This window comes from Microbacterium sp. ZOR0019 (genome assembly GCF_000800925.1).
Classification (GTDB): Bacteria; Actinomycetota; Actinomycetes; order Actinomycetales; family Microbacteriaceae; genus Microbacterium; species Microbacterium aurugineum.
This window is the reverse complement of record NZ_JRKC01000032.1, coordinates 14,969-37,953: the sequence shown is the minus strand read 5'-3', so window position 1 is coordinate 37,953 and position 22,985 is coordinate 14,969. Positions and strand designations below refer to the sequence as shown.

At 69.9% G+C, this 22,985-nt stretch carries 21 protein-coding genes and 1 other RNA gene; 3 read left to right on the top strand and 19 right to left on the bottom strand.

The window, feature by feature from the left end; all coding sequences use genetic code 11:
• The 8 genes from L978_RS08125 to ffs all read right to left on the bottom strand — a co-directional run.
• Positions 1–1,343 (bottom strand): DNA polymerase III subunit gamma and tau (locus tag L978_RS08125; protein ID WP_047522177.1); only part of this gene is annotated, 1,343 nt, incomplete at its 3' end.
• 187 nt (positions 1,344–1,530) lie between these two features.
• A complete protein-coding gene (locus L978_RS08120) occupies positions 1,531–4,038 on the bottom strand; it encodes a glycoside hydrolase family 65 protein (RefSeq protein WP_047522175.1) in 2,508 nt (835 codons plus the stop codon).
• Positions 4,035–4,793: an HAD-IA family hydrolase gene (locus tag L978_RS08115; RefSeq protein WP_047522173.1), complete on the bottom strand. Its 759-nt coding sequence runs from the start codon at positions 4,791–4,793 to the stop codon at positions 4,035–4,037. Before L978_RS08115 ends, L978_RS08120 begins: the two co-directional genes overlap by 4 nt.
• 100 nt (positions 4,794–4,893) lie before the next feature.
• Complete coding sequence (locus L978_RS08110) at positions 4,894–6,114, bottom strand: acetate/propionate family kinase (RefSeq protein ID WP_047522171.1); 1,221 nt, start codon at positions 6,112–6,114, stop codon at positions 4,894–4,896.
• Positions 6,111–8,228: a phosphate acetyltransferase gene (gene pta / locus L978_RS08105; RefSeq protein WP_047522169.1), complete on the bottom strand. Its 2,118-nt coding sequence runs from the start codon at positions 8,226–8,228 to the stop codon at positions 6,111–6,113. The genes L978_RS08110 and pta overlap by 4 nt, the downstream gene beginning before the upstream one ends.
• Positions 8,229–8,292: 64 nt before the next feature.
• The gene (locus tag L978_RS08100) at positions 8,293–8,991 is read right to left on the bottom strand and encodes a hypothetical protein (protein WP_052193426.1); all 699 of its coding nucleotides are present in this window, start codon (positions 8,989–8,991) and stop codon (positions 8,293–8,295) included.
• Positions 8,988–9,596 (bottom strand): rhomboid family intramembrane serine protease, encoded by a 609-nt coding sequence (locus L978_RS08095; protein ID WP_047522167.1) that lies wholly within the window; start codon positions 9,594–9,596, stop codon positions 8,988–8,990. Before L978_RS08095 ends, L978_RS08100 begins: the two co-directional genes overlap by 4 nt.
• A 61-nt stretch (positions 9,597–9,657) precedes the next feature.
• Positions 9,658–9,754, bottom strand: an RNA gene (gene ffs, locus L978_RS18540) — signal recognition particle sRNA small type.
• Positions 9,755–9,927: 173 nt separating this feature from the next.
• Here ffs and L978_RS08090 point away from each other — a divergent pair.
• Genes L978_RS08090 through L978_RS08080 form a run of 3 tightly spaced genes read left to right on the top strand, consistent with a single transcriptional unit; the run spans position 9,928 to position 14,373 of the window.
• The gene (locus L978_RS08090) at positions 9,928–10,917 is read left to right on the top strand and encodes an AAA family ATPase (protein WP_047522165.1); all 990 of its coding nucleotides are present in this window, start codon (positions 9,928–9,930) and stop codon (positions 10,915–10,917) included.
• A gap of 11 nt (positions 10,918–10,928) precedes the next feature.
• Positions 10,929–12,119: a DUF58 domain-containing protein gene (locus L978_RS08085; RefSeq protein WP_047522163.1), complete on the top strand. Its 1,191-nt coding sequence runs from the start codon at positions 10,929–10,931 to the stop codon at positions 12,117–12,119.
• The gene (locus L978_RS08080) at positions 12,106–14,373 is read left to right on the top strand and encodes a transglutaminase family protein (protein ID WP_047522161.1); all 2,268 of its coding nucleotides are present in this window, start codon (positions 12,106–12,108) and stop codon (positions 14,371–14,373) included. The genes L978_RS08085 and L978_RS08080 overlap by 14 nt, the downstream gene beginning before the upstream one ends.
• Positions 14,374–14,406: 33 nt before the next feature.
• Here the strand turns inward: L978_RS08080 and trhO are convergent, their stop codons facing one another.
• The 11 genes from trhO to mpaD all read right to left on the bottom strand — a co-directional run bounded on the left by trhO (position 14,407) and on the right by mpaD (position 22,983).
• Positions 14,407–15,297, bottom strand: a complete 891-nt coding sequence (gene trhO / locus L978_RS08075; protein WP_047522158.1) for an oxygen-dependent tRNA uridine(34) hydroxylase TrhO — start codon at positions 15,295–15,297, stop codon at positions 14,407–14,409.
• 58 nt (positions 15,298–15,355) lie between these two features.
• Positions 15,356–16,084 (bottom strand): hypothetical protein, encoded by a 729-nt coding sequence (locus L978_RS08070; protein ID WP_047522156.1) that lies wholly within the window; start codon positions 16,082–16,084, stop codon positions 15,356–15,358.
• Complete coding sequence (locus tag L978_RS08065) at positions 16,081–16,809, bottom strand: ABC transporter permease (protein ID WP_047522154.1); 729 nt, start codon at positions 16,807–16,809, stop codon at positions 16,081–16,083. The genes L978_RS08070 and L978_RS08065 overlap by 4 nt, the downstream gene beginning before the upstream one ends.
• The gene (locus L978_RS08060; RefSeq protein WP_047522152.1) at positions 16,806–17,522 is read right to left on the bottom strand and encodes an ATP-binding cassette domain-containing protein; all 717 of its coding nucleotides are present in this window, start codon (positions 17,520–17,522) and stop codon (positions 16,806–16,808) included. Before L978_RS08060 ends, L978_RS08065 begins: the two co-directional genes overlap by 4 nt.
• On the bottom strand, positions 17,515–19,164 hold the full coding sequence (gene mpaP / locus L978_RS08055) for a daptide biosynthesis intramembrane metalloprotease (RefSeq protein ID WP_047522150.1): 1,650 nt from the start codon (positions 19,162–19,164) through the stop codon (positions 17,515–17,517). Before mpaP ends, L978_RS08060 begins: the two co-directional genes overlap by 8 nt.
• A 31-nt stretch (positions 19,165–19,195) precedes the next feature.
• On the bottom strand, positions 19,196–20,023 hold the full coding sequence (gene mpaM, locus L978_RS08050; RefSeq protein WP_047522148.1) for a daptide-type RiPP biosynthesis methyltransferase: 828 nt from the start codon (positions 20,021–20,023) through the stop codon (positions 19,196–19,198).
• Positions 20,024–20,087: 64 nt separating this feature from the next.
• Positions 20,088–20,207 (bottom strand): MpaA3 family daptide-type RiPP, encoded by a 120-nt coding sequence (mpaA3, locus tag L978_RS19270; protein WP_308191516.1) that lies wholly within the window; start codon positions 20,205–20,207, stop codon positions 20,088–20,090.
• A gap of 34 nt (positions 20,208–20,241) precedes the next feature.
• Positions 20,242–20,367, bottom strand: coding sequence for an MpaA2 family daptide-type RiPP (gene mpaA2, locus L978_RS19215; protein WP_261812218.1), 126 nt, complete (start codon positions 20,365–20,367; stop codon positions 20,242–20,244).
• A gap of 42 nt (positions 20,368–20,409) precedes the next feature.
• Positions 20,410–20,544: an MpaA1 family daptide-type RiPP gene (gene mpaA1 / locus L978_RS19210; RefSeq protein ID WP_261812217.1), complete on the bottom strand. Its 135-nt coding sequence runs from the start codon at positions 20,542–20,544 to the stop codon at positions 20,410–20,412.
• Between the two features lie 4 nt (positions 20,545–20,548).
• Positions 20,549–21,733, bottom strand: coding sequence for a daptide-type RiPP biosynthesis dehydogenase (gene mpaC / locus L978_RS08045; protein WP_047522146.1), 1,185 nt, complete (start codon positions 21,731–21,733; stop codon positions 20,549–20,551).
• Complete coding sequence (gene mpaD / locus L978_RS08040) at positions 21,730–22,983, bottom strand: daptide-type RiPP biosynthesis aminotransferase (RefSeq protein ID WP_231555027.1); 1,254 nt, start codon at positions 22,981–22,983, stop codon at positions 21,730–21,732. Before mpaD ends, mpaC begins: the two co-directional genes overlap by 4 nt.
• Between the last annotated feature and the right edge of the window lie 2 nt (positions 22,984–22,985).

The following is a 22,985-nucleotide window of genomic DNA, read 5'->3' as shown; positions in this document are numbered from 1 at the left end:
GGCTCCTCGGCGGGGGCGGTCTGCGCAGCAGCGGGGGCAACGGGGGCAGCGGCCGGCGTCGCCACCGGGGCAGCAGCCGGGGAGCCCGTGGCAGGCGCGGGGGTCGAGACGGCTGCAGGAGTCGAGACAGCCGTAGGAGTCGAGACAGTCGCGGGAGTCGAGCGGGCCGGTGCGGCCGCACGCTCGGGCGCGGCCGCGGGTGTCGGATCCGACGTCGACGCGTCCGATGCAGCGGCGAGCACGCGAGCCACCATGAGTTCGAGGTGAAGGCGCGGAGAGGTCGCACCCGACATGTCGTCGAGGGCGGCGCTGACCACATCGGCCGTGCGCGAGAGCCGCGCCGACCCGAAGGTGGCCGCCTGGGCACGCATGCGCTCCAGATCGTCTTCGGCGATGCCGCGGAGGACCGCCGAGGCACCGGCTCCGACCGCCGCGATGACGATGAGGTCTCGCAGGCGTTCGAGCAGGTCGTCGACGAAGCGGCGCGGATCCTGACCCGTCTGCACCACACGGTCGATCGCCGGGAAGGCGGCGGCCGCGTCTCCTGCGGCGAGCGCGTCGACGATCTCGTCGAGGAGGGCGGCATGTGTATAGCCGAGCAGCGACACGGCACGCGCGTAGCCCACCGTCACCGTCTCGGAGTCGGCCGGGGCGTCGGATCCGGCGATCAGCTGGTCGAGCAGCGACAGCGTGTCTCGAGGCGAGCCACCACCGGCGCGGACCACGAGCGGGAGGACGCCCTGTTCGACGATCACGCCCTCTTCGGCGCACAGCTTGGCCACGTATTCGAGCATGGCGGCGGGCGGCACGAGCCGGAACGGGTAGTGATGCGTGCGGGAGCGGATCGTGCCGAGGACCTTCTCGGGCTCGGTCGTCGCGAAGATGAACTTGACGTGCTCCGGCGGTTCTTCGACGAGCTTGAGCAGCGCGTTGAAGCCCTGCGGCGTCACCATGTGCGCCTCGTCGAGGATGAAGATCTTGTACCGGTCGCGACTGGGGGCGAACGTCGCCCGTTCACGCAGGTCTCGTGCGTCGTCGACACCGTTGTGGCTCGCCGCGTCGATCTCGACGACGTCGAGGGATCCTCCGCCGGCACGCGACAGCTCGACGCAGCTCGGGCACACGCCGCAGGGAACATCGGTCGGCCCCTCAGCGCAGTTCAGGCAGCGCGCGAGGATGCGGGCAGAGGTCGTCTTGCCACAGCCGCGAGGACCGGAGAACAGGTACGCATGGCCGACTCGATCGCCGCGCAGAGCCGTCATCAGCGGATCGGTCACCTGGGACTGCCCGATCATCTCGCCGAAGGTCTCGGGTCGGTAGCGGCGGTAGAGGGCTGTGGTCACCTCAACAGCCTACGGCGTGCCACCGACCTTCGCTTCGGGAGACCCGCATCCTGGCCCGATCCGTCCACACACGCCGCCGAGACCCCCGCTGAGCGTCCGCGCCCCCTCGCTTCGGCGCACGCCAGCGGGGGCGCCGACGACCAGCGGGGGTCTCGGCACAAAAGAGAAAGGAGAGGAGGAGGGAGGGTCAGTCGATCGGTTCGATCACCGGGACCGCGGTCGTGATCACCGGAACGGATGCCGACATGCGCGTGCCGTCCTCGCGTCGTGCATCGGCGAACTGCCGCAGGGTCGGACGCCCCGGGAGCATCGGCCCCTGATCAGCGAGGGGCACGACGGCCGCGTCCTCCACGGTGGCGAAGTAGGCGGTGTCGCGCACGCTGAACGGCACCGGCGGACCACTACGCACCTCCACGCGGAGCTCGTCCCTGGTCACGGTCACCTGCATCGTGGACCCCTGCCACTGCAGCGGGAACGAGAGGGAGGGCCAGTCCACCGGAAGTCGCGGATCGAAGCTGAGGTCGCCCGCGTAGTCGCGCATGCCGCCGAAGCCGCACACCAGCGCGGTCCACACCCCACCGGCGGAGGCCACGTGCACACCATCCGCGGCGTTGTGGTGCAGATCGTGCAGGTCGACGAACAGCGACTGCTCGAAGTACTTCCTGGCGAGGTCCTGGTAGCCCACCTCGGCGGCCATGATCGACTGCACGACCGCCGACAGGGTGGAGTCGCCCGTGGTCAGCGGGTCGTAGTAGTCGAAGTCGGCCTTCTTCTCCTCGGGCGTGAAGTGGTTGCCCTGCAGGAACAGCGCGAGCACGACGTCCGCCTGCTTGAGCACCTGGAACCGGTAGATCACCAGGGGGTGGAAGTGCAGCAGCAGCGGCCGCTGCTCGGAGGGGGTGTTGGCGAGATCCCAGACCTCACGCTCGAGGAAGAGCGAGTCCTGCGGATGGATGCCGAGCCCCTCGCTGTACGGGATGAACATCGCCGACGCCGCCCGCTCCCATGCCTCGGCCTCACCGGGACCGAGCCCCGTGCGGTCGACGAGCTTGACGTAGTCCTCCGGGTGGCTCTCCTTGATCTCGCGCACCACCTTGGCCGCATAGCGGAGGTTGTAGCGCGCCATCACGTTCGTGTACAGGTTGTCGTTGACGACCGTCGTGTATTCGTCCGGGCCCGTGACGCCGTGGATGTGGAAGGTCTCGATGCCGTCTCCGGTGTCCACCTCGTCCACCAGACGCGAGGCGCGCCAGAACCCGAGGGTCGCCCACAGCCGTGCGGTCTCGATCGCGATGTCGGCGCCCTCACGCCGCAGGAACTCCTCGTCCCCCGTGGCCCGCACGTACTTGCCCAGCGCGAAGCTGATGTCGGCGTTGATGTGGTACTGCGCGGTGCCCGCGGCGTAGTAGGCGGAGGCTTCCTCGCCGTTGATGGTGCGCCACGGGAAGAGCGCTCCCGCCTCGTTGAGCTGTGCCGCACGACGACGCGCAGCGGGGAGCATGCCCGCGCGGGCGCGGAGCGCGTTGTACGCCCACCGCGGCGTCGTGTAGGTCAGGAACGGGAGCACGTAGATCTCCGTGTCCCAGAAGTAGTGGCCGCTGTACCCCGACCCGGAGACGCCCTTGGCGGGGACCCCGGCGCCGTCGGCGCGCGCCGATGCCTGCGCGAGTTGGAACAGGCACCAGCGAGTGGCCTGCTGCAGGTCGTCGCGCCCGCCGATCTGCACGTCGCTGCGCTCCCAGAACGCGTCGAGCCACTCCCGCTGACGCCGGAACACCGTCTCGACGCCCTCATCCGCCGCACGGTCGAGCGAACGACGGCAGCGGTCGACGAGTTCACGCGGCGGCACGCCGCGTGAGGTGTGGTAGCTGACGAGCTTCGTGACCGTGATCGGGACGCCGGCCTTGGCCTGCACGCGGAACACGTTCTTCGCGATGTCGGGCTCGACGAGCGTGCGTGCGTTGTACTCGTTCTCGGTCTCGACGATGTGGTCGGCGACCACGGCGACGGTCATCCCGGAGTCTGCGACCCGGTACGACAGCGCCGAACGCAGTCCGTCCTGCCAGTGCTCGGCCGGCTCCAGCACGCGGTCGGCGATCTTCTCGGCCTTGCGCGGGTCGAAAGCGGCCGCCTTCGTGCCGATCGGCGTCCCGGCGTACACACCGGCTCCGTCCTGGCGGTTCAGCAACTGGCAGCTGATCGTGACCGGGGCATCGGCGTTCTCGACGACGACCTCGAGCCGGAGGACGGCGAGGTGGCGCTCCTCGAAACTCACGATGCGCTCGTCACGCATGCGCACGCGCTTGCCCGACGGGGTCTCCCACACCACCAGACGCTCCAGGACACCGGTGCGCATGTCGAGGGTGCGCCGGTACTCGCGCACGTCGGCGTCGTCGAGCGAGATCGGCTCGTCGTCGACGTACACGCGCATGACCTTCGCGTCGGGGGCGTTGACGATCGTCTGCCCGACCTCCGCGAATCCATAGGCCTGCTCGGCGTGCCGGATCGTCCAGGTCTCGTGCAGTCCGTTGATGAAGGTCCCGTGCTCCTGGGCACCCCGACCTTCGATGTGGTTGCCGCGAAGGCCGAGGTAGCCGTTGCCCACGGAGAACAGCGTCTCGCTGACGCCTTCCTCCGAGTAGTGCGTGTCGATCAGACGCCACGCGTCGACGGGGAAGCGGTCGCGGTCGATCATGCGGTCTCCGAGATGTCGGTGCGGGTGGCGGGGACGAAGACGGCGAGGTCGTCGACGACGATCGTGGCGCCGGCGGCTCGCAGGGCGTCGGCACCGGCCCCGCGATCGACGCCGATCACGGTGCGGTAGCCGGCTGCGGAGGCGGAGGCGGCACCGGAGGTGGCATCCTCGACGGCCACGGAGCGGCTCGGGTCGACCCCGAGGGCCGCGGCGCCGGCGGCGAACATGTCGGCGGCCGGCTTGGAGGCGAGACCATCGCGCTCCGCCACGACGCCGTCGACCACGACCCGGAAGAGGGAGCGGATGCCGGCGGCGGCCAGCACCTCCTCGGCGTTCTTCGAACTCGACACGACGCCGAGCGGGATTCCGGCGGCACGCAGGCTCTCGACGAGCGCGAGCGACCCCGGGTACGGAACGATGCCCTGCGCGCGCAGAGACGCCGCGAAGGCGGCGTTCTTGCGGTTGCCGATGCCGCAGATCGTCTCGGCGGACGGGTCGTCGTCGACGTGTCCCCAGGGGACTTCGACGTTGCGGCTGCGCAGCAGACTCGCGACGCCGTCGTAGCGCTTCTTCCCGTCGACGTAGTCGTAGTAATCGGCATCCGTGTACGGCGGGGTGATGCTCCACCGGGCGAACACATCGTCGAACACGGCCTGCCAGGCGCGCATGTGGACCTCGGCGGTCGGGGTGAGGACGCCGTCGAGGTCGAAGAGCACGCCGTCGGCGTGGAACAGGTCGGGCAGTGCGTCTGGCACAGAGCCTCCAGGAGAAGGGCGATCAGCGGGCCGGCACCTCTCCGTGCCACCGCTCAAGCGTAATGCGGCATCGCGTCACGGGGTAACCCCCGCGAGCGGATCAGAGGAGCTCGGCCGTCTGCCTGGCGATCTGCAGTTCCTCATCGGTCGGCACGACGAGCACCGTCACCGCGGAGGCGTCCGTGGAGATCCGACGGATGCCGCGCTCACGAGCGTCGTTCCTCGCCGGATCGATCTCGACGCCCGCGAAACCGAGCGTCACCAGCGCAGCGGCCCGCACCGGCGCGGCGTTCTCGCCCACACCGGCCGTGAACGAGATGACGTCCACTCCGCCGAGCTGTGCGATGTACGCCCCGGCGTAAGCCCGCAGGCGGTGCACGTACACGTCGAAGGCGAGCACGGCGGACTCGTCTCCGGCATCCACACCGGCGAGGATGTCGCGCATGTCGCTGCGGCCGGCGAGTCCGGCGAGACCGCTGCGGGTGTTGAGCAGCGAGTCGAGGTCGTCGATCGAGTACCCGGCACGGCGGGAGAGGTGGACGAGGGCCGCCGGATCGATGTCTCCCGACCGCGTGCCCATCACCAGGCCCTCGAGCGGGGTGAGCCCCATCGACGTCTCCACCGAGCGCCCGCCCTCGATCGCGGTCACGGAGGCGCCGTTGCCGAGGTGGAAGACGAGCTGCCGGAGCTCGGCGAGGTTGCGCCCGAGGAACGCCGCCGCCGCCTCGCTCACGTACTGGTGGCTCGTGCCGTGGAAGCCGTATCGCCGCACCCGATGCTCGGCGGCGAGCGCTGCGTCGATCGCATAGGTGTACGCGGCGGGCGGAAGCGTCTGATGGAACGCGGTGTCGAACACGGCCACGTGCGGAACCTGATCGAACACGGCGCGTGCGGCCTGGATCCCGGCGAGGTTCGCGGGGTTGTGCAGGGGGGCGAGCACCGCGAGCTCGTCGATCTGACGCTCCACGTCGGCGTCGATCAGGGTCGGGGCGTAGAAGCGCGCACCGCCGTGGACCACGCGGTGTCCGACCGCGACGGGGCGACGCTCGTCGAGCGAGGGCCCGTGCGCGGCGAACTGCTCGCGCATCACCTCGAAGGCGGCGGCGTGATCGGCGATCGGCTGCTCGCTGCGGTACGTCGCGTCGAGCATCGTCGGCACGGCGTCGGCGTCCACGGCGGGGCGGACGGTGTGCGCCACGGGACTGGACTCCTGCCCGATGCGCTCGATCAGTCCGCTCGCGAGCAGGTCCTCCTGTTCGATGTCGATCAGGCTGTACTTCAGCGACGACGACCCGCTGTTGATCACCAGGATCGCGCTCATGCCCCATCTCCCTGCGCCTGGATCGCCGTGATCGCGACCGTGTTGACGATGTCATCGACGAGCGCGCCGCGGGACAGGTCGTTGATCGGCTTGTTGAGCCCCTGGAGCACCGGTCCGATGGCGACGGCTCCTGCTGAGCGCTGCACGGCCTTGTACGTGTTGTTGCCGGTGTTGAGGTCGGGGAACACGAACACGGTCGCCCGCCCGGCGACCGCCGAGTCCGGGAGCTTGGCCTTGGCCACCGCCGCATCCGCCGCCGCGTCGTACTGGATCGGCCCTTCGACCGGGAGCTCGGGGGCACGCTCGCGGACGAGCGCGGTCGCGGCGCGCACCTTGTCGACGTCGGCCCCGGAGCCGGACTCCCCGGTGGAGTACGACAGCATGGCCACGCGCGGATCGATGCCGAACCGGCGGGCGGTCTCGGCGGAGGAGATCGCGATGTCGGCGAGCTGCGCGCTCGTCGGATCGGGGATCACCGCGCAGTCTCCGTAGACGAGCACGCGATCGGCGAGCGCCATGAGGAACACGCTGGAGACCACGTTCACGCCCGGCTTGGTCTTGATGATCTCGAACGAGGGACGGATCGTGTGCGCCGTGGTGTGCGCCGCGCCGGAGACCATGCCGTCGGCCAGACCGAGATGCACCATCATCGTGCCGAAGTACGACACGTCGGTCACCGTGTCCGCCGCTTGGGCGAGGGTGATGCCCTTATGCGCCCGCAGCCGCGCGTACTCGGCGGCGAACCTCTCGACCAGTTCAGGGTCGGTGGGGCTCAGCACCTGGGCCGCCGCGATGTCGATGCCCAGCTCGACGGCGCGGGCACGGACGGCCGCCTCGTCGCCGAGGATCGTCAGATCCGCGACCTCCCTCGCGAGAAGCGTCGCCGCGGCCCGCAGGATGCGGTCGTCGTCGCCCTCGGGCAGGACGATGCGACGCCGATGTGCGCGTGCACGCTCGATGAGGCCGTACTGGAACATCAGCGGGGTCACGACGTGTGCCTCGGCGAGCCCGAGCTGCTCGGTCAGCTCCACGATGTCGACGTGCGCCTGGAACAGGCCGAGCGCGCGGTCATAGCGGCTGCGCGAATCCACGGAGAGACGCCCGCGGGTGCTCATCACACGCACGGCGGTGTCGTAGGTGCCCAGATCGGTCGTGATGATCGGCACCGACGACGCGAAGCCGTCGAGCAGGCGCACGATCTGCTCGGGAAGAGGGAACGGGCCGTTCAGGATGATGCCGGCGATGCGGGGGAAGGTGCCGGACGCATCGGCGAGCAGGGCGGCCAGCAGCACCTCTGTGCGGTCGGCCGGGATCACCACGACCGCCTCCTCGGTGAGCCGGGGCAGCACGTTGACCATCGACATGCCGGCGACGACGATCGTCAGTGCCTCCCTGGTCAACCGGTCCTCGTCGCCCGTGAACAGCGTGCCGTCGACGGCGGCGAGGATGTCACGGATCGACGGGGCCACGAGCGCACGGTCCTCGGGGATCGCCCACACCGGCGTGCGGTCCTCGGGGAGCACGGCGTGGACCGCGTCGATGACGGCATCCAGCGCATCGGGGTCGGCACGGTTCACCGCGACGGCGAACAACTCCGCACGCTCCTCGGAGAGCTCGGACAGCGCGAGTGCGGCGATCTGTCCGATCGCCGCTGCCTCACGGGCGGTCGTGGTGCCGAGCTGTTCGGCCTGGCGCTGCTGATCGCGACCGCTGAGCACGAGCAGCGCGGGGACACCGAGGTTGGCGGCGATCCGCGCGTTGAACCCGAGCTCGGCGGGGCTCGCGACATCCGTGTAGTCGCTGCCGATGACGACGACGGAATCGCACTGCGCCTCGACGGACTTGAACCGCGCGACGATCGTCGACAGCGCGCTCTCCGGGTCGGAGCGCACATCGTCGTACGTCACGCCGATGCAGTCCTCGTAATCGAGGTGCACGCCGTCGTGGGCGAGCAGCAGTTCGAGGATCTCGTCGCGCTCGGTCGTGGATCGCGCGATCGGGCGGAACACCCCCACCCGCGGCGAGACGCGCATCAGGGCGTCGAGCGCCCCGAGGGCGATCGTCGACTTGCCGGTATGACCTTCGGCCGAGGTGATGTAGATGCTCCGCGCCACGAGCCCAGCTTAGGCGCGGCGTTCGGGAAGCCGCCGGGGAAACCACCGGGAGAAACGCGGGGTCTCACTCGCACGGACCGGACAGTGCGTCGACGACGGCGGCGGCATCTTCCTGGAAGCGCGCGTAGTAGTCGCGATCGGTGTTGATCTGCACCCGGTGGATCGCGTGCGAGGGCTCCAGCTCCTGCCATCCGGGCAGGCGGCCCAGCCGGCCGTAGAACAGCGTCGCCGCGGTCTGCGGATCCATACGCTGCTCGACGCTCCCCCACCACTCCTGCTGCTGGAAGAGTCCGATGCTGGTCGTGCGCGATCCGTCGGGGTTGGTGAACCTGCTCGTCTCCCAGTCGCCGTAGTCGATGTTGCGCAGGCTGCTCTCGCCCATCGCCGTCATCACCCCGAGGATCTGTCCGTCGCGGCGGAACCCGAGGTCGCCCGCCGTCCGGATGATCGTCGCGGCATTGTCGAGCTGTTCCCCGCTCCAGCCGCGGATGCCCGCCTCCGGGAACGTCCGGGGTTCGTCGAGGCAGATCGGGGCGGGATCGCGGGCGAGTCCCAGCGGGATCAGCGCGAGCAGTCCCCCGAGGACGACGACCACCGCCGCGGAGAGCAGCACCCGTCGCAGGATCTTCCTCCGGCGCGCCCGGATCGCGGCACGTCTGCGCGCGCCGGTCTTGCGTCGCCGCGTCGCGCTCCTGCGGCTCTTCGCGGTCTTCTTCGTCGCCGCTCGACCTTTCGGCCGGGACGCCGTGTGCCCCGGGGTCATGTCGCCACGCTGCCGCGCGCCGTGCGGGGGCGACCGGCGAACGCAGCCACACCCCCGCCGATCGCGCCGAACAGGTGCCCCTGCCAGGAGATGCCCTCTGCGGCACCGAACACTCCGGCCACCATCGAGCCGCCGTACAGCGCGATCACGACCAGCGCGATCACGGCATAGAGGATGCGGTGGGCGACGCGTCCGGGGGCGAACACCCGCATCACGACGTAGCCGAAGTAGCCGAACACGAGCCCGGAGGCGCCGACCGTCAGCGTCCCCGGAGCGTTCACGACCCAGGTCCCGATGCCGCCCACGATCGCGACGATGGCTGTGACGGCCCAGAACCTACGGGCACCTTCGACGGCGACCAGGCATCCGAGCACCAGGAAGGGCACGGAGTTCGCGATGAGGTGCTGCCAGTTCGCATGCAGGAGCGGACCGAGCACGATGCCGCCCAGACCCGAGACATCCCAGGACCTCAGGCCGAAACCGGTGAACGACCCCGGAAGGACCGCATCGGCGAACTGCACGATCCACATCGCGACGAGGAGGAGCACCGGCGAGGCGAATCGGCCGAGCGGATGCTGCGCCTTCGGAGGCGGGGAGACGGTCACAGGACGATTGTCTCAGGTGCCGCTGACGTTCGAGTGGGCGTCACGACAGGGCGCCCGCACATGAAAAGACTCTCCGCGCACCCAGCAGAGCCCGGTTACCCTTGCTGCGTTTCCGCCCTGGGGGAATTGGCCTGGATGCTGTCACGCGGAGAGCCGTCAACCATCCTAACCCGAGCACGTGGGGTGCGACGACACCGCTCGAGCGCTCGACGGACCGGGTGGGCACGGACGCCGCCGACCGCCCTCTCAGGGGAAGCTTCCAGAGCGGGGACCGCGCCGCCGGGTTACGATCGAGTAACGCGCACCGCAGCGCCGATGTGAGAGGGAACGCATGCCAGAGAACGCCCCCCTGATCCCGGTGATGATCGATGCCGAACGGTTCGCCGCGCAGACCTCTGCGATCCTCGGCTCCATCGGTCGGGTCATCGACGGGAAGCCGGACGCCGTGCGCAGCGCCCTCGTCTGTCTCCTCGCCGAAGGGCACCTGCTCATCGAAGACGTCCCCGGTGTGGGCAAGACGATGCTCGCGCGTGCCCTCGCCGCGAGCGTGGACGCGACCGTGCGCCGCATCCAGTTCACGCCCGACCTGCTGCCCGGCGACGTCACCGGTGTCTCGGTCTACAACCCGGTCGACCAGGAGTTCGAGTTCAAGCGCGGCGCGGTCTTCGCGCACATCGTGATCGCCGATGAGATCAACCGCTCCTCCCCCAAGACGCAGTCGGCCCTGCTCGAAGCGATGGAGGAGGGGCAGGTCACCGTCGACGGGTCGACCCACATGCTGCCGACACCGTTCCTGGTGGTGGCGACCCAGAACCCGCTCGAGATGGAGGGGACGTACGCGCTCCCCGAGGCGCAGCGCGACCGCTTCATGATGCGCATCTCGATGGGGTACCCGGACGCGGAGGCCGAGACGCTCATGCTCCGTCAGCGCGATGTGGTGAACCCGCTCGCCGCGGTGTCACCCGTCGCCGACGCGACCGCCATCTCCCAGCTCATCGCCTGGGCGCGCTCGGTCCATGTCGCCCCCGCGCTGGAGGAGTACACGGTCGCCCTCGCACAGGCGACCCGCTCCGACCCGAACCTGCACCTCGGCGCCAGTCCGCGGGCGACCCTGCAGCTGATCCGCGCCGCGAAGGTGTGGGCGGCATTGGACGGCCGCGACTATGTCATCCCCGACGACATCACGGCCCTGCTCATCCCGGTCCTCGCCCACCGGCTGCTGCCGGCGCGTGGTGCCCACCGTGCGGGCGCACAGCCCGTCGAGGCCGCACTCACCCAGATCGTCGAGCGGGTGCGCGTCCCCGTCGCGACGCGTTCCTGATCGGGTCGGTCATGCGAAGACGCCGACCTCTCACCGGCCGCGGAGCCGGCGCGCTCGTCGCCGCCCTGTGCTGCGTGATCGCCGCCAACGTCTTCGGCACCCGCATCCTGCTCTACATCGGGCTGCTCCTGGCCGCCCTCACGCTCTTCTCGCTCCTCGCCGTCCGCCTGCCCCGCCGCTCGGGGACGGTCACGCGTCAGATCTCCACCGATCTGCTCACCGTGTCGGAGACGTCGCGCGTGACGGTGCGGATCTCACTCCGCGCACTGCGGGTGCCGCACGGGCTCTGGCACGACATCCTCCCCGCGGCGGTCGGCGGCGATTCCGGCGGTGAGTATCCCCCCGAGTCGGGTCAGCTGACGTACCCGATCACCGGTGTGCGACGGGGTGTCTGGCCGCTCGGCCCGCTGATGCTGCGCACCGTCGATCCGTTCGGCCTCGCACAGCGCGAGCAAGCGTTCGGCGAGACACGCAGCATCACCGTCGTCCCCGAGGTCTTCGCCCTCGCCCCGCTGGCCGTGCGCGTCGGAGCCGCCGGCGGAACCGCGCACACTTCGTCGACGCGCCTCGGGCAGGGCAGCGACAACCTCTCGCCGCGGGGGTACATCCCCGGAGACTCGATGCGCCGCATCCACTGGCGTGCGACCGCCCACCGCGGACAGCTCATGGTGCGCCAGGAGGAGGAGGAATCCAGCCCCGACGCGGTCGTCGTCCTCGATCGCAGTGCGGGCCGCTGGGATGTGCCCGGCGCCGATGCCGACCCGGCCTTCGAAACCGCCGTGTCGCTCTGCGCCTCCGCGGCCGTGCACCTCGCCTCCGAGGGTTACAGCGTCGATGTGATCGACAGCGCCGGCACGCTGCTCGGTGCGCTCCGCGGGCACGAGGACGATCGCGACGGACTGCTGGTGGCGCTCGCGATGGTCGCCCCCAGGGGTGAGGCCCGTGATCTGGCGGCACTCATCGGCGGCACCCCGCCTGGGCCGCTGGTCTTCATCACCGGTCGGCTCGAGGAGGAGGACGCCGCCCGGCTGCGTCCGGCCGGCGCCGCCGCGCCGATGCTGTTCAGCACGGAGCTACTCCCGGGTGCCGCGGAGGCGGCCACTCCGCACGGCTGGACGGTGGCGACGCTCGGGCCCGTCATCGCGGACGCGTGGGAGGACGCCGTCTCGGCGCGGATCGGAGTCGGCGATGTTCCGCGCTGAGCAGCGCCCGAAGGCGACCGCGCCCCCCGCGCACACGGCGCCGACGTGGCACCGCGACGAGGAGGAGCCGACCGGTGTCGTCGGTCCCGGTGTGCTGGCCGCGACGGCGACGATCGTGGCGATGTGGCCGTACACCTCGGTGATCTCCCCTGGAGCGTGGTCGTCTTCGGTCCTCATCGTGATCCTCGCCGTAGCGGGTGGGGGCATGCTCCTGCGGCGACTGCTGCGCCGACGGACAGCCTGGCTCCGGGACGCCGGGACGTTCCTCGGTCAGATCATCGTCGCGGTCGCGATGGTGACCCTGCTGGTGGCCGGCGATACCGCGCTCTTCGGCGTGTTTCCGACACCGACGACCGTCGCCGTGTTCGGCACTCTCGGCGCTGCGGCCCTCGAAGCGATCGTGTTCGGCTCCGCGCCGTTGGATGCCTCGCCGGCTCTCACCGCCGCCATGGCCTCCGGCTTCGCGGGCGTCGCGATCCTGGTCGATCACCTGGTGGCGCATCGCTCCGCGGTGCTGGCGACCCTGCTGACAGGGATCGTCGGCGCCGTGCCGATGATCATCACCCTCGGCGACACGAACGTCGTGTGGTTCGTGCTGTTCGCCCTCGTCGCACTCTTCCTGTTCCGGTACACCGCGAGGCGGCATCCGGAATCCCCCCGCAGGTCCTCGCTCTCGGTCGCCGTCGGTGTCGGAGCCGCCGCTCTGGTGACGACCCTGGTGATCGCTCCCGCACTACCGGTCGCGACGAGCATGGCGGGCACCGGCGTCGGGGTCACGGTCGATGCCTCGTTGCGTCTGGGCGATGATCTGCGTCAGCCCAATCCGGTCGAAGTGCTGACCATCGCGGCGAAGACCGACGTGGCCCCCTATCTGCGGCTGACGACACTCTCCCGATTCGACGGCCGGGTGTGGCAGCCGGACCGGGGCGACCTGCAGTCGCAGGACGACGGGTTCGGCACTCCGGAGTGGGGACCGGAGATCGCGACGGAGGAGGAGAACACGTCCATCCGCGTGCTCCGCATGTCGAGTTCGTGGCTGCCGGTCCCCTACCCGGCGACCGACGTGCAGGGGCTCAGCGGCTCGTGGCGGGTGTCCCCGCTCAACCGCACCCTCTTCTCGCGCAGCGCCGACGCGGTGGGGAACGACTACACCGTCACCTCCTCCCGCCTCGTTCCGACGCTCGAGCAGATCCGTGCGATCGATGCGGCATCGCCCGTGGTCGATCCCGACGCCGAGCCGGTGGAGCTGCCCGAGATCATCGCGGATCGTGCCGCCGAGGTGACGGCCGCCGCGAGCACCGACTACGACCGGCTGATCGCCCTGCAGAACTGGTTCCGCTCGCAGTTCGCGTACTCGCTGGAGACGCCGGTGGAAGAAGGCTTCGACGGCACCGGCGCCGAAGCCGTGGCGCAGTTCCTCGACGTGCGATCGGGGTACTGCGTGCACTTCGCAGGGGCGTTCGCTCTCATGGCGGAGAGCCTGGGGATGCAGGTGCGCATCGTCGTCGGCTATCTTCCCGGCTCGCTCACCGACGAGAAGCGCGGCAGCGAATCGGTCTTCTCCGTGACCAGCGATCAGCTGCATTCCTGGCCGGAGGTGCTCTTCCCCGGTATCGGCTGGGTGCCGTTCGAGCCCACCGCATCGTTGGGCGTGCCCACCGCGTTCCGTGCGGGAGTGACGCAGGGCGGCGAGTCCGGATCACCCGCCACCCCCGCACCGACCACGGCCCCGCAGAGCGAGGAGACCTCGGGACCGGAGATCGACCGTGCGGACGCCGGGGGCGACTCGGCCGACGGCGCCGCGCAGCGTCGTCTCGATCCGACGCCGGTCGTGCTCATCGCTTTCGGCGCGGTGGCGCTGCTCCTGGTACCGGCACTGATCCGCATCATCGAGCGTCGCAGACGATTCACGCAGGCGAGGCGCGGCGCTCCCGCGGCAGCCTGGGCCGAGCTCCGCGACACCCTGATCGACCTGCAGCTGCCGGTCTCCGACGCCGACACCCCGCGGGTCCGTGCTGCCGGCCTGGTGCGCGACCGTCGTGTGGACGCGGAGACGATGCGACGACTGACGGATGCGGTCGAGCAGACGAACTACGCGCGATCGGCCGCGCTGCAGACGGATCTCACCGAACCGCTCAGCGAGGTGCTGCAGGCATTGCGCCGGAGTGTGGATGGGCCGACGCGTGTGCGGGCGACGCTGCTGCCCCGGTCACTGTACGCTCCCCGCGCCGCGGAACCCGGGGTCGCCGTCTGAGCATGCCCGCACGCGGGCGAGTCTCTTGCGCGGTCACGCGGCATGGGTCGTGCAGGGCACGGCCACGCAGGTCTCGCACACCACGAACTGCGAGCGGCACGACAGGTCGGGGCAGTTCGCGGTGCGCTTGGTCGGCACCCCGCATCCGACGCACTCCCCGATGACGCGCGCATGGTCCGAGAAGTCGACCGAACCGCGGCCGTCGAACACGTAGAGCGATCCGTCCCACAGCCCGTCGTCGCCGTACTTCTCGCCGTAGCGGACGATGCCGCCCTCGAGCTGGTACACCTCGCCGAAGCCGCGCGCCGTCATCAGGCTCGACAGCACCTCGCAGCGGATGCCGCCGGTGCAGTAGGTGACGACGGGTTTGCCCTTGAGATCGTCGTAGCCACCGGAGTCGAGCAGTCTCACGAAGTCCCTGGTCGTCTCGGTGTCGGGCACGACCGCGCCGCGGAACCTCCCGATCTGCGCCTCGAGGGCGTTCCGGCCGTCGAAGAAGACCACCTCGTCTCCGCGCTCGTCGATCAGTCCGTGCAGCTCTTCGGGCGTCAGTCGGGTGCCTCCGCCGACGACCCCGTGCTCATCGACGCGCAGCTCACCGGGCGCACCGAATGAGACGATCTCGTCGCGCACCTTCACGCTGAGCTTGGGGAAATCGAGGCTGCGCCCGTCCGCATCCAGCCCCGTCCCCTCACTCCACTTGATGTCCGCATCGGCGAACGGGCCGTAGGAGCGGAACGATCGCAGCCACTTCTTCAACACGCCGATGTCGCCGCCGAGGGTGCCGTTGATCCCGTCCTTCGAGATGAGCAGGCGCCCACGCAGGCCGAGCGCCTCGCCGAGGTCGCGTTGCCAGACACGGACGGCCTCGGGATCGGCGAGGGGCGTGAACGCATAGAAGAGGACGATCTTGGGGGTTGCCACCTAGGGATCCTACGTCGTCACCCCGAGCGGTTCCGAAACCCGGTGCGGCACGAGACCGCTACGTCACATCGCGTTTCACGAAGGTGACTCCCCCCGCGACGAGAGCCGCCAGCATCCATCCGACGACGACCGGCACAGAGCCACCGGGTCCGTCGACTGGCGACACCCCCACAGCCGTGACGTCGAACCCGAAAGCGTCAAGCAGCGCGATCAGCGGGAAGCCGTGGGCAGCGGCGCTCCAGAACATCGCGACGAGGACGGCGCTGCCCAGAGACATCGACGCGACGAAGAGCGCCACGAGATGGTTCTGGACGACGATGCCCACCCCCAGTCCCCAGAGGCCGGCGCCTGCGCCGACGGCCAGTGCGGATCCCACCGATGCCCAGCCCACCGGGACACCGCCCATCGCGACGGCCAGCGCGATGTGGCCACCGGCGAGTCCCGCGAGAGCGACGACGGCGCCGCCGAGAGCAGACCCGAGTGTCCGGCTGAGCAGCGTCACCCACCGGGGTTGCAGCATCAGCCGCTGCGCGACGACGCCATCCCGCCGGTCGACGGTGTAGCGGAAGGAACCGTAGACCGCCGCGAGCACCGCACCATATGTCGCGAGCACCGCGCTGAACGGCGCACTGAGTGCGGCGCGGACCCCGGCCGGTGCCTCGGCGAGCTCCGCAGGAACGCTCGTCGCCATCGAAGTCGACAACACGAAGGCGGCCACGACCACCCAGAGGAGGACGATGTCGCCGGTCACACCGCGCGCGTGCGCTCGGAGCGCGCGGACGATCATCCCGCCCTCCTGCGACCACCGGTCCACGCCACCGCGACCAGCCCCGCGGTCCACGCGAGTGCGACGACGAGCGCCGGGCCGAACTCGAGCAGGCGGCCCTGATACCCGGGCACACCCAAGGCCGCGAGCGCCAACCCGGGCGAGAACTTCGCCACCTCCGGCACCGTGCGCAGCAGTGCGAGTTCCCCCACCATCGGCAGAACGAGGACGAAGACTGCCGTCACGTAGTAGTTGCGGGTGATCCAGCCGATGGAGCCCCCGATGAGCGCACCGAGCACGCCGCCGACCAGAGCTCCCGCGCAGAGGCGCCACCCGTCCGGCGTCAGAGTGAGCGAGAGACCGCTCCGGCTCAAGAAGACGGCGACACCCGCGGTCCACACGACGAAGAGGCCGACGGACAGGGCGAGCGCGACGAGGACGCCCGCGACGAGCTTTCCGGCGAACGCACGCCGGAATCCGACGCTGGTGAGGGTCCGGTCCATCGAGCCGTAGTAGTACTCACGAGTGACGCCGTACGCGCCGACGAACGCCGCGGAGACCGCCGACCAGGCGAGAGGTTCCAGGAGACGAGTGGTCGCCGCGGCGGGATCGAGGCCGGCCACGTCGAGGCGCGATCCGTCGGAGAACAGCACGAAGGCGGGCAGGAGGAACGCGACGAGGTAGACGGCGAGGAGGGAGAGCCCGCTCACGGAGCGCAGGGCCTCGCTCTGGATCGTGCTCCTCATACCGGCACCTCCTCGACCAGTTCGAAGTACTTGCTCTCCAGGGAGTCGCCGTTGCTCGTGACCAGGTCGCCGAGTCGTCCGGCGAAGAGTGCTCGCCGTTTGATGACCACGACCTCATCCACGATGTGTTCGAGTTCTGACAGCTGATGACTGGCGACCAGCACGGTGCCGCCGCGTTCGGCGAAGCGGCGGAGGAACCTGCGCAGCCAGCGGATCCCGTCGGGGTCCAGACCGTTCGCCGGTTCGTCGAGGATGAGCGTGGGCGGCGCACCGATGAGGGCGGCGGCCAGGCCGAGCCGCTGAGCCATCCCCGTCGAGAACGTCTTCACGCGACGACGCGCGTCGGCGGCGAGCCCGACCTCCTCGAGGACCTCGTCGGTCCGGCCGCGCGGCGCACCGGCCGCGAGCCGACAGATCTCCAGGTGCCGCCGTGCAGTGATGCCCGCCTCGAAACCGAAGCCGTCCATGTGTACACCGACGTGCGATGCGGGGTTGTCGAGCGCCGAGAACGGAACACCGTCGATGAGGCTCTCGCCGCTCGTCGGCCGGAGCAAGCCGACGATCGTGCGCAGCGTCGTCGATTTGCCCGCGCCGTTCGGCCCCAGGAGCCCGACGATCGTCCCGCGCGGGACGACGAAGGACAGGTCTTCGACAGCGGTCCGGCGGCCGTACCTCTTCGTGAGGCCTCGGACCTCGATCGCGTGTTCAGTCATCTTCCTGCCTCTCGTGCTTCTGGTCCAGAAGGGCGGACAGCGGCGACACCACGCCGGTCGCCCAGAGCGTCTGCCACAGACTCCTCGTGCCGAGCGCGACCTGCGCCCGTCCGGTCGGCGGCGTGCTCCCGCCGCCGTCGTCCACGTCCACGCCGGCGATGACCGTTGCGGGGACGTCCACGCCGTCCGCCGCGACGGGGACGAGCACCGCCCAGGGGACCTCCGTCGGCATCGGCGGCTCCGGCCTGATGGTCCCCCCGCCGACCCGCGAGCTCGCGAGGAGCCCGGCGCTCATCAGCTCGACCGGGGCGCCGTCCGGCACCTCCGCCTCGGCGGCGGTGCCCGGCTGCACGAGGAGCACCCGGTCACCGCGGGTGACGAAACCGTACGTCGCCGTCACCGGCAGCGGGATCACGGCGCCCACGACCACGATGCTCGCGATCAGCGTCGCACCGACGGCGAAGAAGCGGAGCCGGGAGACGCCCGACCGAAGGACGCGGCGCAGCGCCCTCGAGAGGATCACGATACCGACGAGCACCACGGCAGCTTCCAGGACGACGACGAGGACCCCCAGCACCGGTCCGCCTCCGGCGAGCGCTCGCACCACGCGGGAGACCGCGAACAGCACGAGCGCGATCGGGGCGACGAGACAGGCGAGGCCGAACGGCACGCTCCACCACCGATCGAGGCTCCGTGCGGTCCGCGGACCGCCGAACAGGATCCGGGTCAGGAAGTCCACTCCGTCGCGAATCGTCCGGTCCCGGAGGTTCGGTTCGTCGAGCGCACTCATGAGAGCGATGTAGCCGTCGAATCGCACGAACGGAATCAGGTTGACCAGCACGATCGCGACGCAGGACACGGCGAGGAGCAACAGCGCCTGGTGGATGAGAGGGTCCGGAAGGACGAGCGCGGCGAGGAGGGCGACCGCGGCGGCGACGGCGTGCACGGCCGGTCCGGCGAGCGCGACCGCGACACGTTGCCGCCGGTCGGAGAGGCGCCAGCCGTCGGTCACATCGACGAAGAAGGCGGGGGTGAGGTAGTAGAGCATGAAACCCGCGCGGCGCGGTTCGCCGCCGAACCGTGTGAGCGCGAGACCATGAGCGCTCTCGTGGAGCAGCGTCATGACGGACAACGCTGCGACGACGCACACGAGTCCAGGCAACGACACCGGCATGGTCAGGACGTCCCCGATCTCTGACACCTGCATGGCTGCAGCGACGAGGCCGAGGTAGAGCACCACCAGAAGGGATGCCAGAACCCCTCGGCGTGGGAGCGGGACGATCAGGCGATTCCAGCGGTCGAAGAACGCGGGTGCACGCAGCGTCGCGAACTGCAGCGTGAACGGGGGCCGATAGGTCACTCTGCCGGGCGGGGGCTTCGTGTCACCGGCCAGGAGCCCGCTGGCGCGGAAGCGCTGGATGAGCAGGAGGAAGTCCTCCCGCGGCTCGGATGCGGCGAAGCGCGTGCGCAGGTCACGGAGCGTGGTCTCGCCGTCCATCGCCGTGAGCAGATCGACGACGGCCCGCGAGACCCTCGACGACGGCACCCCCTGCAGCAGTGCGATCCACACCCCGGCCTCCCCCACCTCCTCGAAGACGACACCGGGGGCGAGAAGCGGACGATCATCGGCCGTGAGCGGCACCGGGGCGCGAGAGTCTCGCCGCCGAGCGAAACTAGGCGGTGTCATCGTCACGCGCCCGATCCCGGGTTCCGACCCACGTCGTCGTGAGGAGAAGGATGTCCGCTCCGGGGTGCGTCCGCACGGACGAGACGGCAGGTTCAGCGAAACCGGCGTCCACGAGCTCGCTGGAGAGGAGCTCGTGGCTGAGCACACGCAGCCGACTCGTGAGCACGCACACGTCGCCGCCTGCCACGACGTCGGCGAGGCGCACCCAGTTGACCAGGCGAGCCGCGCCGCCCTCCTCCATCTGCTGCGAGAACAGATAGGTCTCCTCACCCCCGGGCCCGGGGACACGGATCTCCTGCTCGCTCGGCACCGTCAGGCTCTCCGCTGCGGCGCCTCCGGCGACGGAAAAGGCGAAGACCCCTCCCGGCGCGAGGTGGCGTTGCACACTCGCGTACAGGCGCGCCCTCCCCTCCCTGTCCAACAAGGTGATGGAGGTCGCACCGAGGACCACGAGGTCGTACGGACGCGGCAGGCTGAAGTCGCGCATGTCGGCGATCACGCAGTCGAGCCTCGGATGGTCGGGCAGGGCACGACGAAGGTGCGAGAGCATGTCGTCGGACAGATCGAGCGCGGTCACCGATCGGCCGGAGCGCACCAGCGGGATCGTCAGCCTCCCGCTGCCGGCGGCCACATCGAGGACCGGACCCGCGGCTTCTCTCGCGAGCGCCAGCACCTCTCGGATCTCCGCGGCATCGGCGCCGACCAGTCGCTCGTAGAAGTCGGTCCCCTCTCCCGTGTACAGGTCCTGTTCCCGAGGGACCGCACCCGCCCGGTCGAGTCGCGCCGCGATGGCTTCGGTTATCGTTCCTGACATTCACCACACCTCTCCGCGGGAGTGAGGGGGTGCGGGCGCGCGGAACCGCCCGCACCCCGACCGGTCACGTCGCGATCGCCGCGGCACCGCCGACGATGGCGATGATGTAGCTGACGTGCTCCCACCACTCGAGTGGCGCGTCGATTCGTTCGAGTTCCTGGAACTCCAGCAGATCAGTCTGCATTTCGTACCTCCTTCATCACGTGGCGATGCGCTTCCTAGGTCAGCGCGAGAATTCCGATGATGACGCCGACAGCGAAGCCCCGCACGAAATCATCGGTGTTGTTCAGAGCGTCCATCGCCTCGAGTTCAGTGAATTCGAGCCTCTGCACTTCGGTGTTCATACCTCTCTCCTTCCTCGTCTCGATCTCCGTCGGGCGACGGGATCACGTCGCAGCGGCAGCGCCGATCCCGATGAGGATCAGCGCACTGATGGCGCCCTGATAGAAGCTCTCCCAGCTGGGAGCCTCCATGTCGTCCAGCTCCTGGAACCGGAGTCGCTCTTCCACGTCCTTGATCATCTCTTCACCTCCTCTGCACGGCAGTCGTGTGCCGGCGTTGATCGCCGGCACACGGATCGCTCCACCGGGAACCGCGGAGGACCTCACGGATGTCGTCGGCGACGAGGCCGGTGAGCATCGGGCGGCGATCTCCCCACGACGCCTCGGTGGACATCGAGATGCGGCCGACCTCCCGCCTGGTCGGTCGCGACGGAACCGGGATATCCCAGCGCTCGAGGAGGGCGGCGATACCCGCGGCCGGTTCGAGAGGCAATGCCACCCCGCTCGCGACCCGCGACCAGAAGTCCTCGAGACTCTGCCGATCTCCCCAGCGGGTGTCACCCGCGCAGATACGACGCCAGACCGCGGCGACCACCGCTGCCGTGGCGACCATCTTGCGAGTCCTGAGCACGAAGGCCACTTCGTTCGCGACATACCAATGGCGAGCGCTGTAGGGATCCTGTCCGCGCAGAGCCGCACCGCGTTGGGTGGCTGCGCTCAACCGTGCGAGGCGCAACCGCCCCGCAGGCGAGCCGGCGTCCTGGGTGGCGGTCTCGAGAAGGGCTCTCCCGAGGATGACGGCCTCGCTGTTCCCCCGGGCGCTCCGCCGCGAACTCGTCGACGTACCGGCGAGACGCAGGAACGCCTCCAGCGCTCCCTCACGGACGGCGCCGTACGTGAGGGACGCCAGGTTGCGTGGATCGATGACGGCATGACGGGGTCTGAGCGAGCGTCCGACGATGAGCCGATAGCCGTTCCCGTTCTTGAGGATGCCGACGCTGTTCGTCTCCGACGAAGTGCCCAGAGTCGTCGGCACGGCGATGATCTCCACGGGCGGCGGCGCATCCGGCAGCACGGTCAGCGCGGACCTCTCCGCATGACCGATGGCATAGTCGAAGACCTTCCCCGGAGCGAGCGCGAGCGCGGCGATCTTGCTGGCGTCGAGCACGCTGCCCCCACCGACGGCCACGATGACCTCGGGCGACCGACGAACGATGTGCCGCGCGATCCTGGTGACCGACGTGACATCCACCGACGGCGCGTCCACCGTGATGGTCCTCACCGCAGACCCGGCCGGGAAGGGAACCGTGACCGCCGAGTCCGCGATCACGAGGACCTCTCGTCCCGCGGTGAGGTGCGTCATCACGTGACGCGCGACGCCGGGGCCGTGCCACAGGGTCGGGACGCGTCCGGTGAAGTGCGTGGTCATGCTGCCGCTTCCTGCACTCGCGCGAGGCCGGAGCGCACGGCGGCCTCCACCGTACGGAGCTCCTCCGAGGTGAATCCGTAGGCCGGGATCAGCTCGATGGAGCTGGGGCCGGGCTGCACCAGCACGCCCTGGTCGGCGATGGCGGAGACCACACGGAGAACCTCGGAGGAGGACAGCCGGCGCTCGTCGTCGTGGCGGAGCCCCATCCCCACGAAGCAGCCCCGCCCCGTGACCTCCGTGATCAATCCGTCGGACTTCAGCGCCGTCGCCAGACGGAACAGCTCGGCCCCGAGTGCCTTCGTCGTCGTCTCCACGTCGATCCGACGCAGTTCCTCGAGCACCGCGGTGATGGCCGCCGCGCACACCGGCGTTCCCGCCTGCGTCTCCCCGTGGACGAAGGTCCACCCGCCTCGCGCGAACTCGGAGGCGACACGGGGACCCACGAGAATCGCAGCTGCACCCGTCGCGCCGTTCGTCAGCGCTTTCGAGAGGAGGAGCACGTCGGGAGCGGCCGGCCACTCGTCGGTGGCGAGCATCGCGCCGGTGCGCCCGAATCCCGTCGCGACCTCGTCGGCCACGAGCAGGAACCCGTATTCCTCGCGCAGCAGCACGAGGCGATCGATGAACGCCTCGGTCAGCGCATATGCGCCACTGCCCAGGACGGGTTCCACGACGACCGAAGCGACTCGGGACCCTTCCCGCTTCAACAGGGTGGCGAGCTCTTCACCGTCATCGCTGGACGAGACGTGGCGCACCGACCTGCGATCGACGGAGTAGACGGACTGCAGGAGGTCGTCTCCGCTGAGTCCGTGGCTGCCGTACATCGTGCCGTGGTAGCTGCCTTTCAGCCCGACGATGAGGGATCGGGATCCTGCGCCCTTCTGAGCCCAATACTGTCGTGCGAGCTTCATGGCGGCATCGTTCGCGGCGCCGCCCGAGGTGGAGAAGATGACGCGGCTGTACCTGGTCGGGTCCGCGAGGTCGAGAAGACCTTCCGCGGCGGCTTCGGCATACCGATGCGACGCGCGGAACAGGGTCAGGTACGACGCATCGTGTGTGGCTCTGGCCACGGCCTCGCCGACGAACGGATTCCCGTACCCGAGCGGAACGTTCCAGAGCCCGCTCGTCGCGCACAGGCGTGTGGATCCGTCGGCGAACTCGATGCGATGTCCCGCGGCGCGGACGGCGACGCGATCGGGAGGGAAGGTCGCGTCCGCGGGGAGCATCGAGCTCCACACGGCGTTCGGCACGC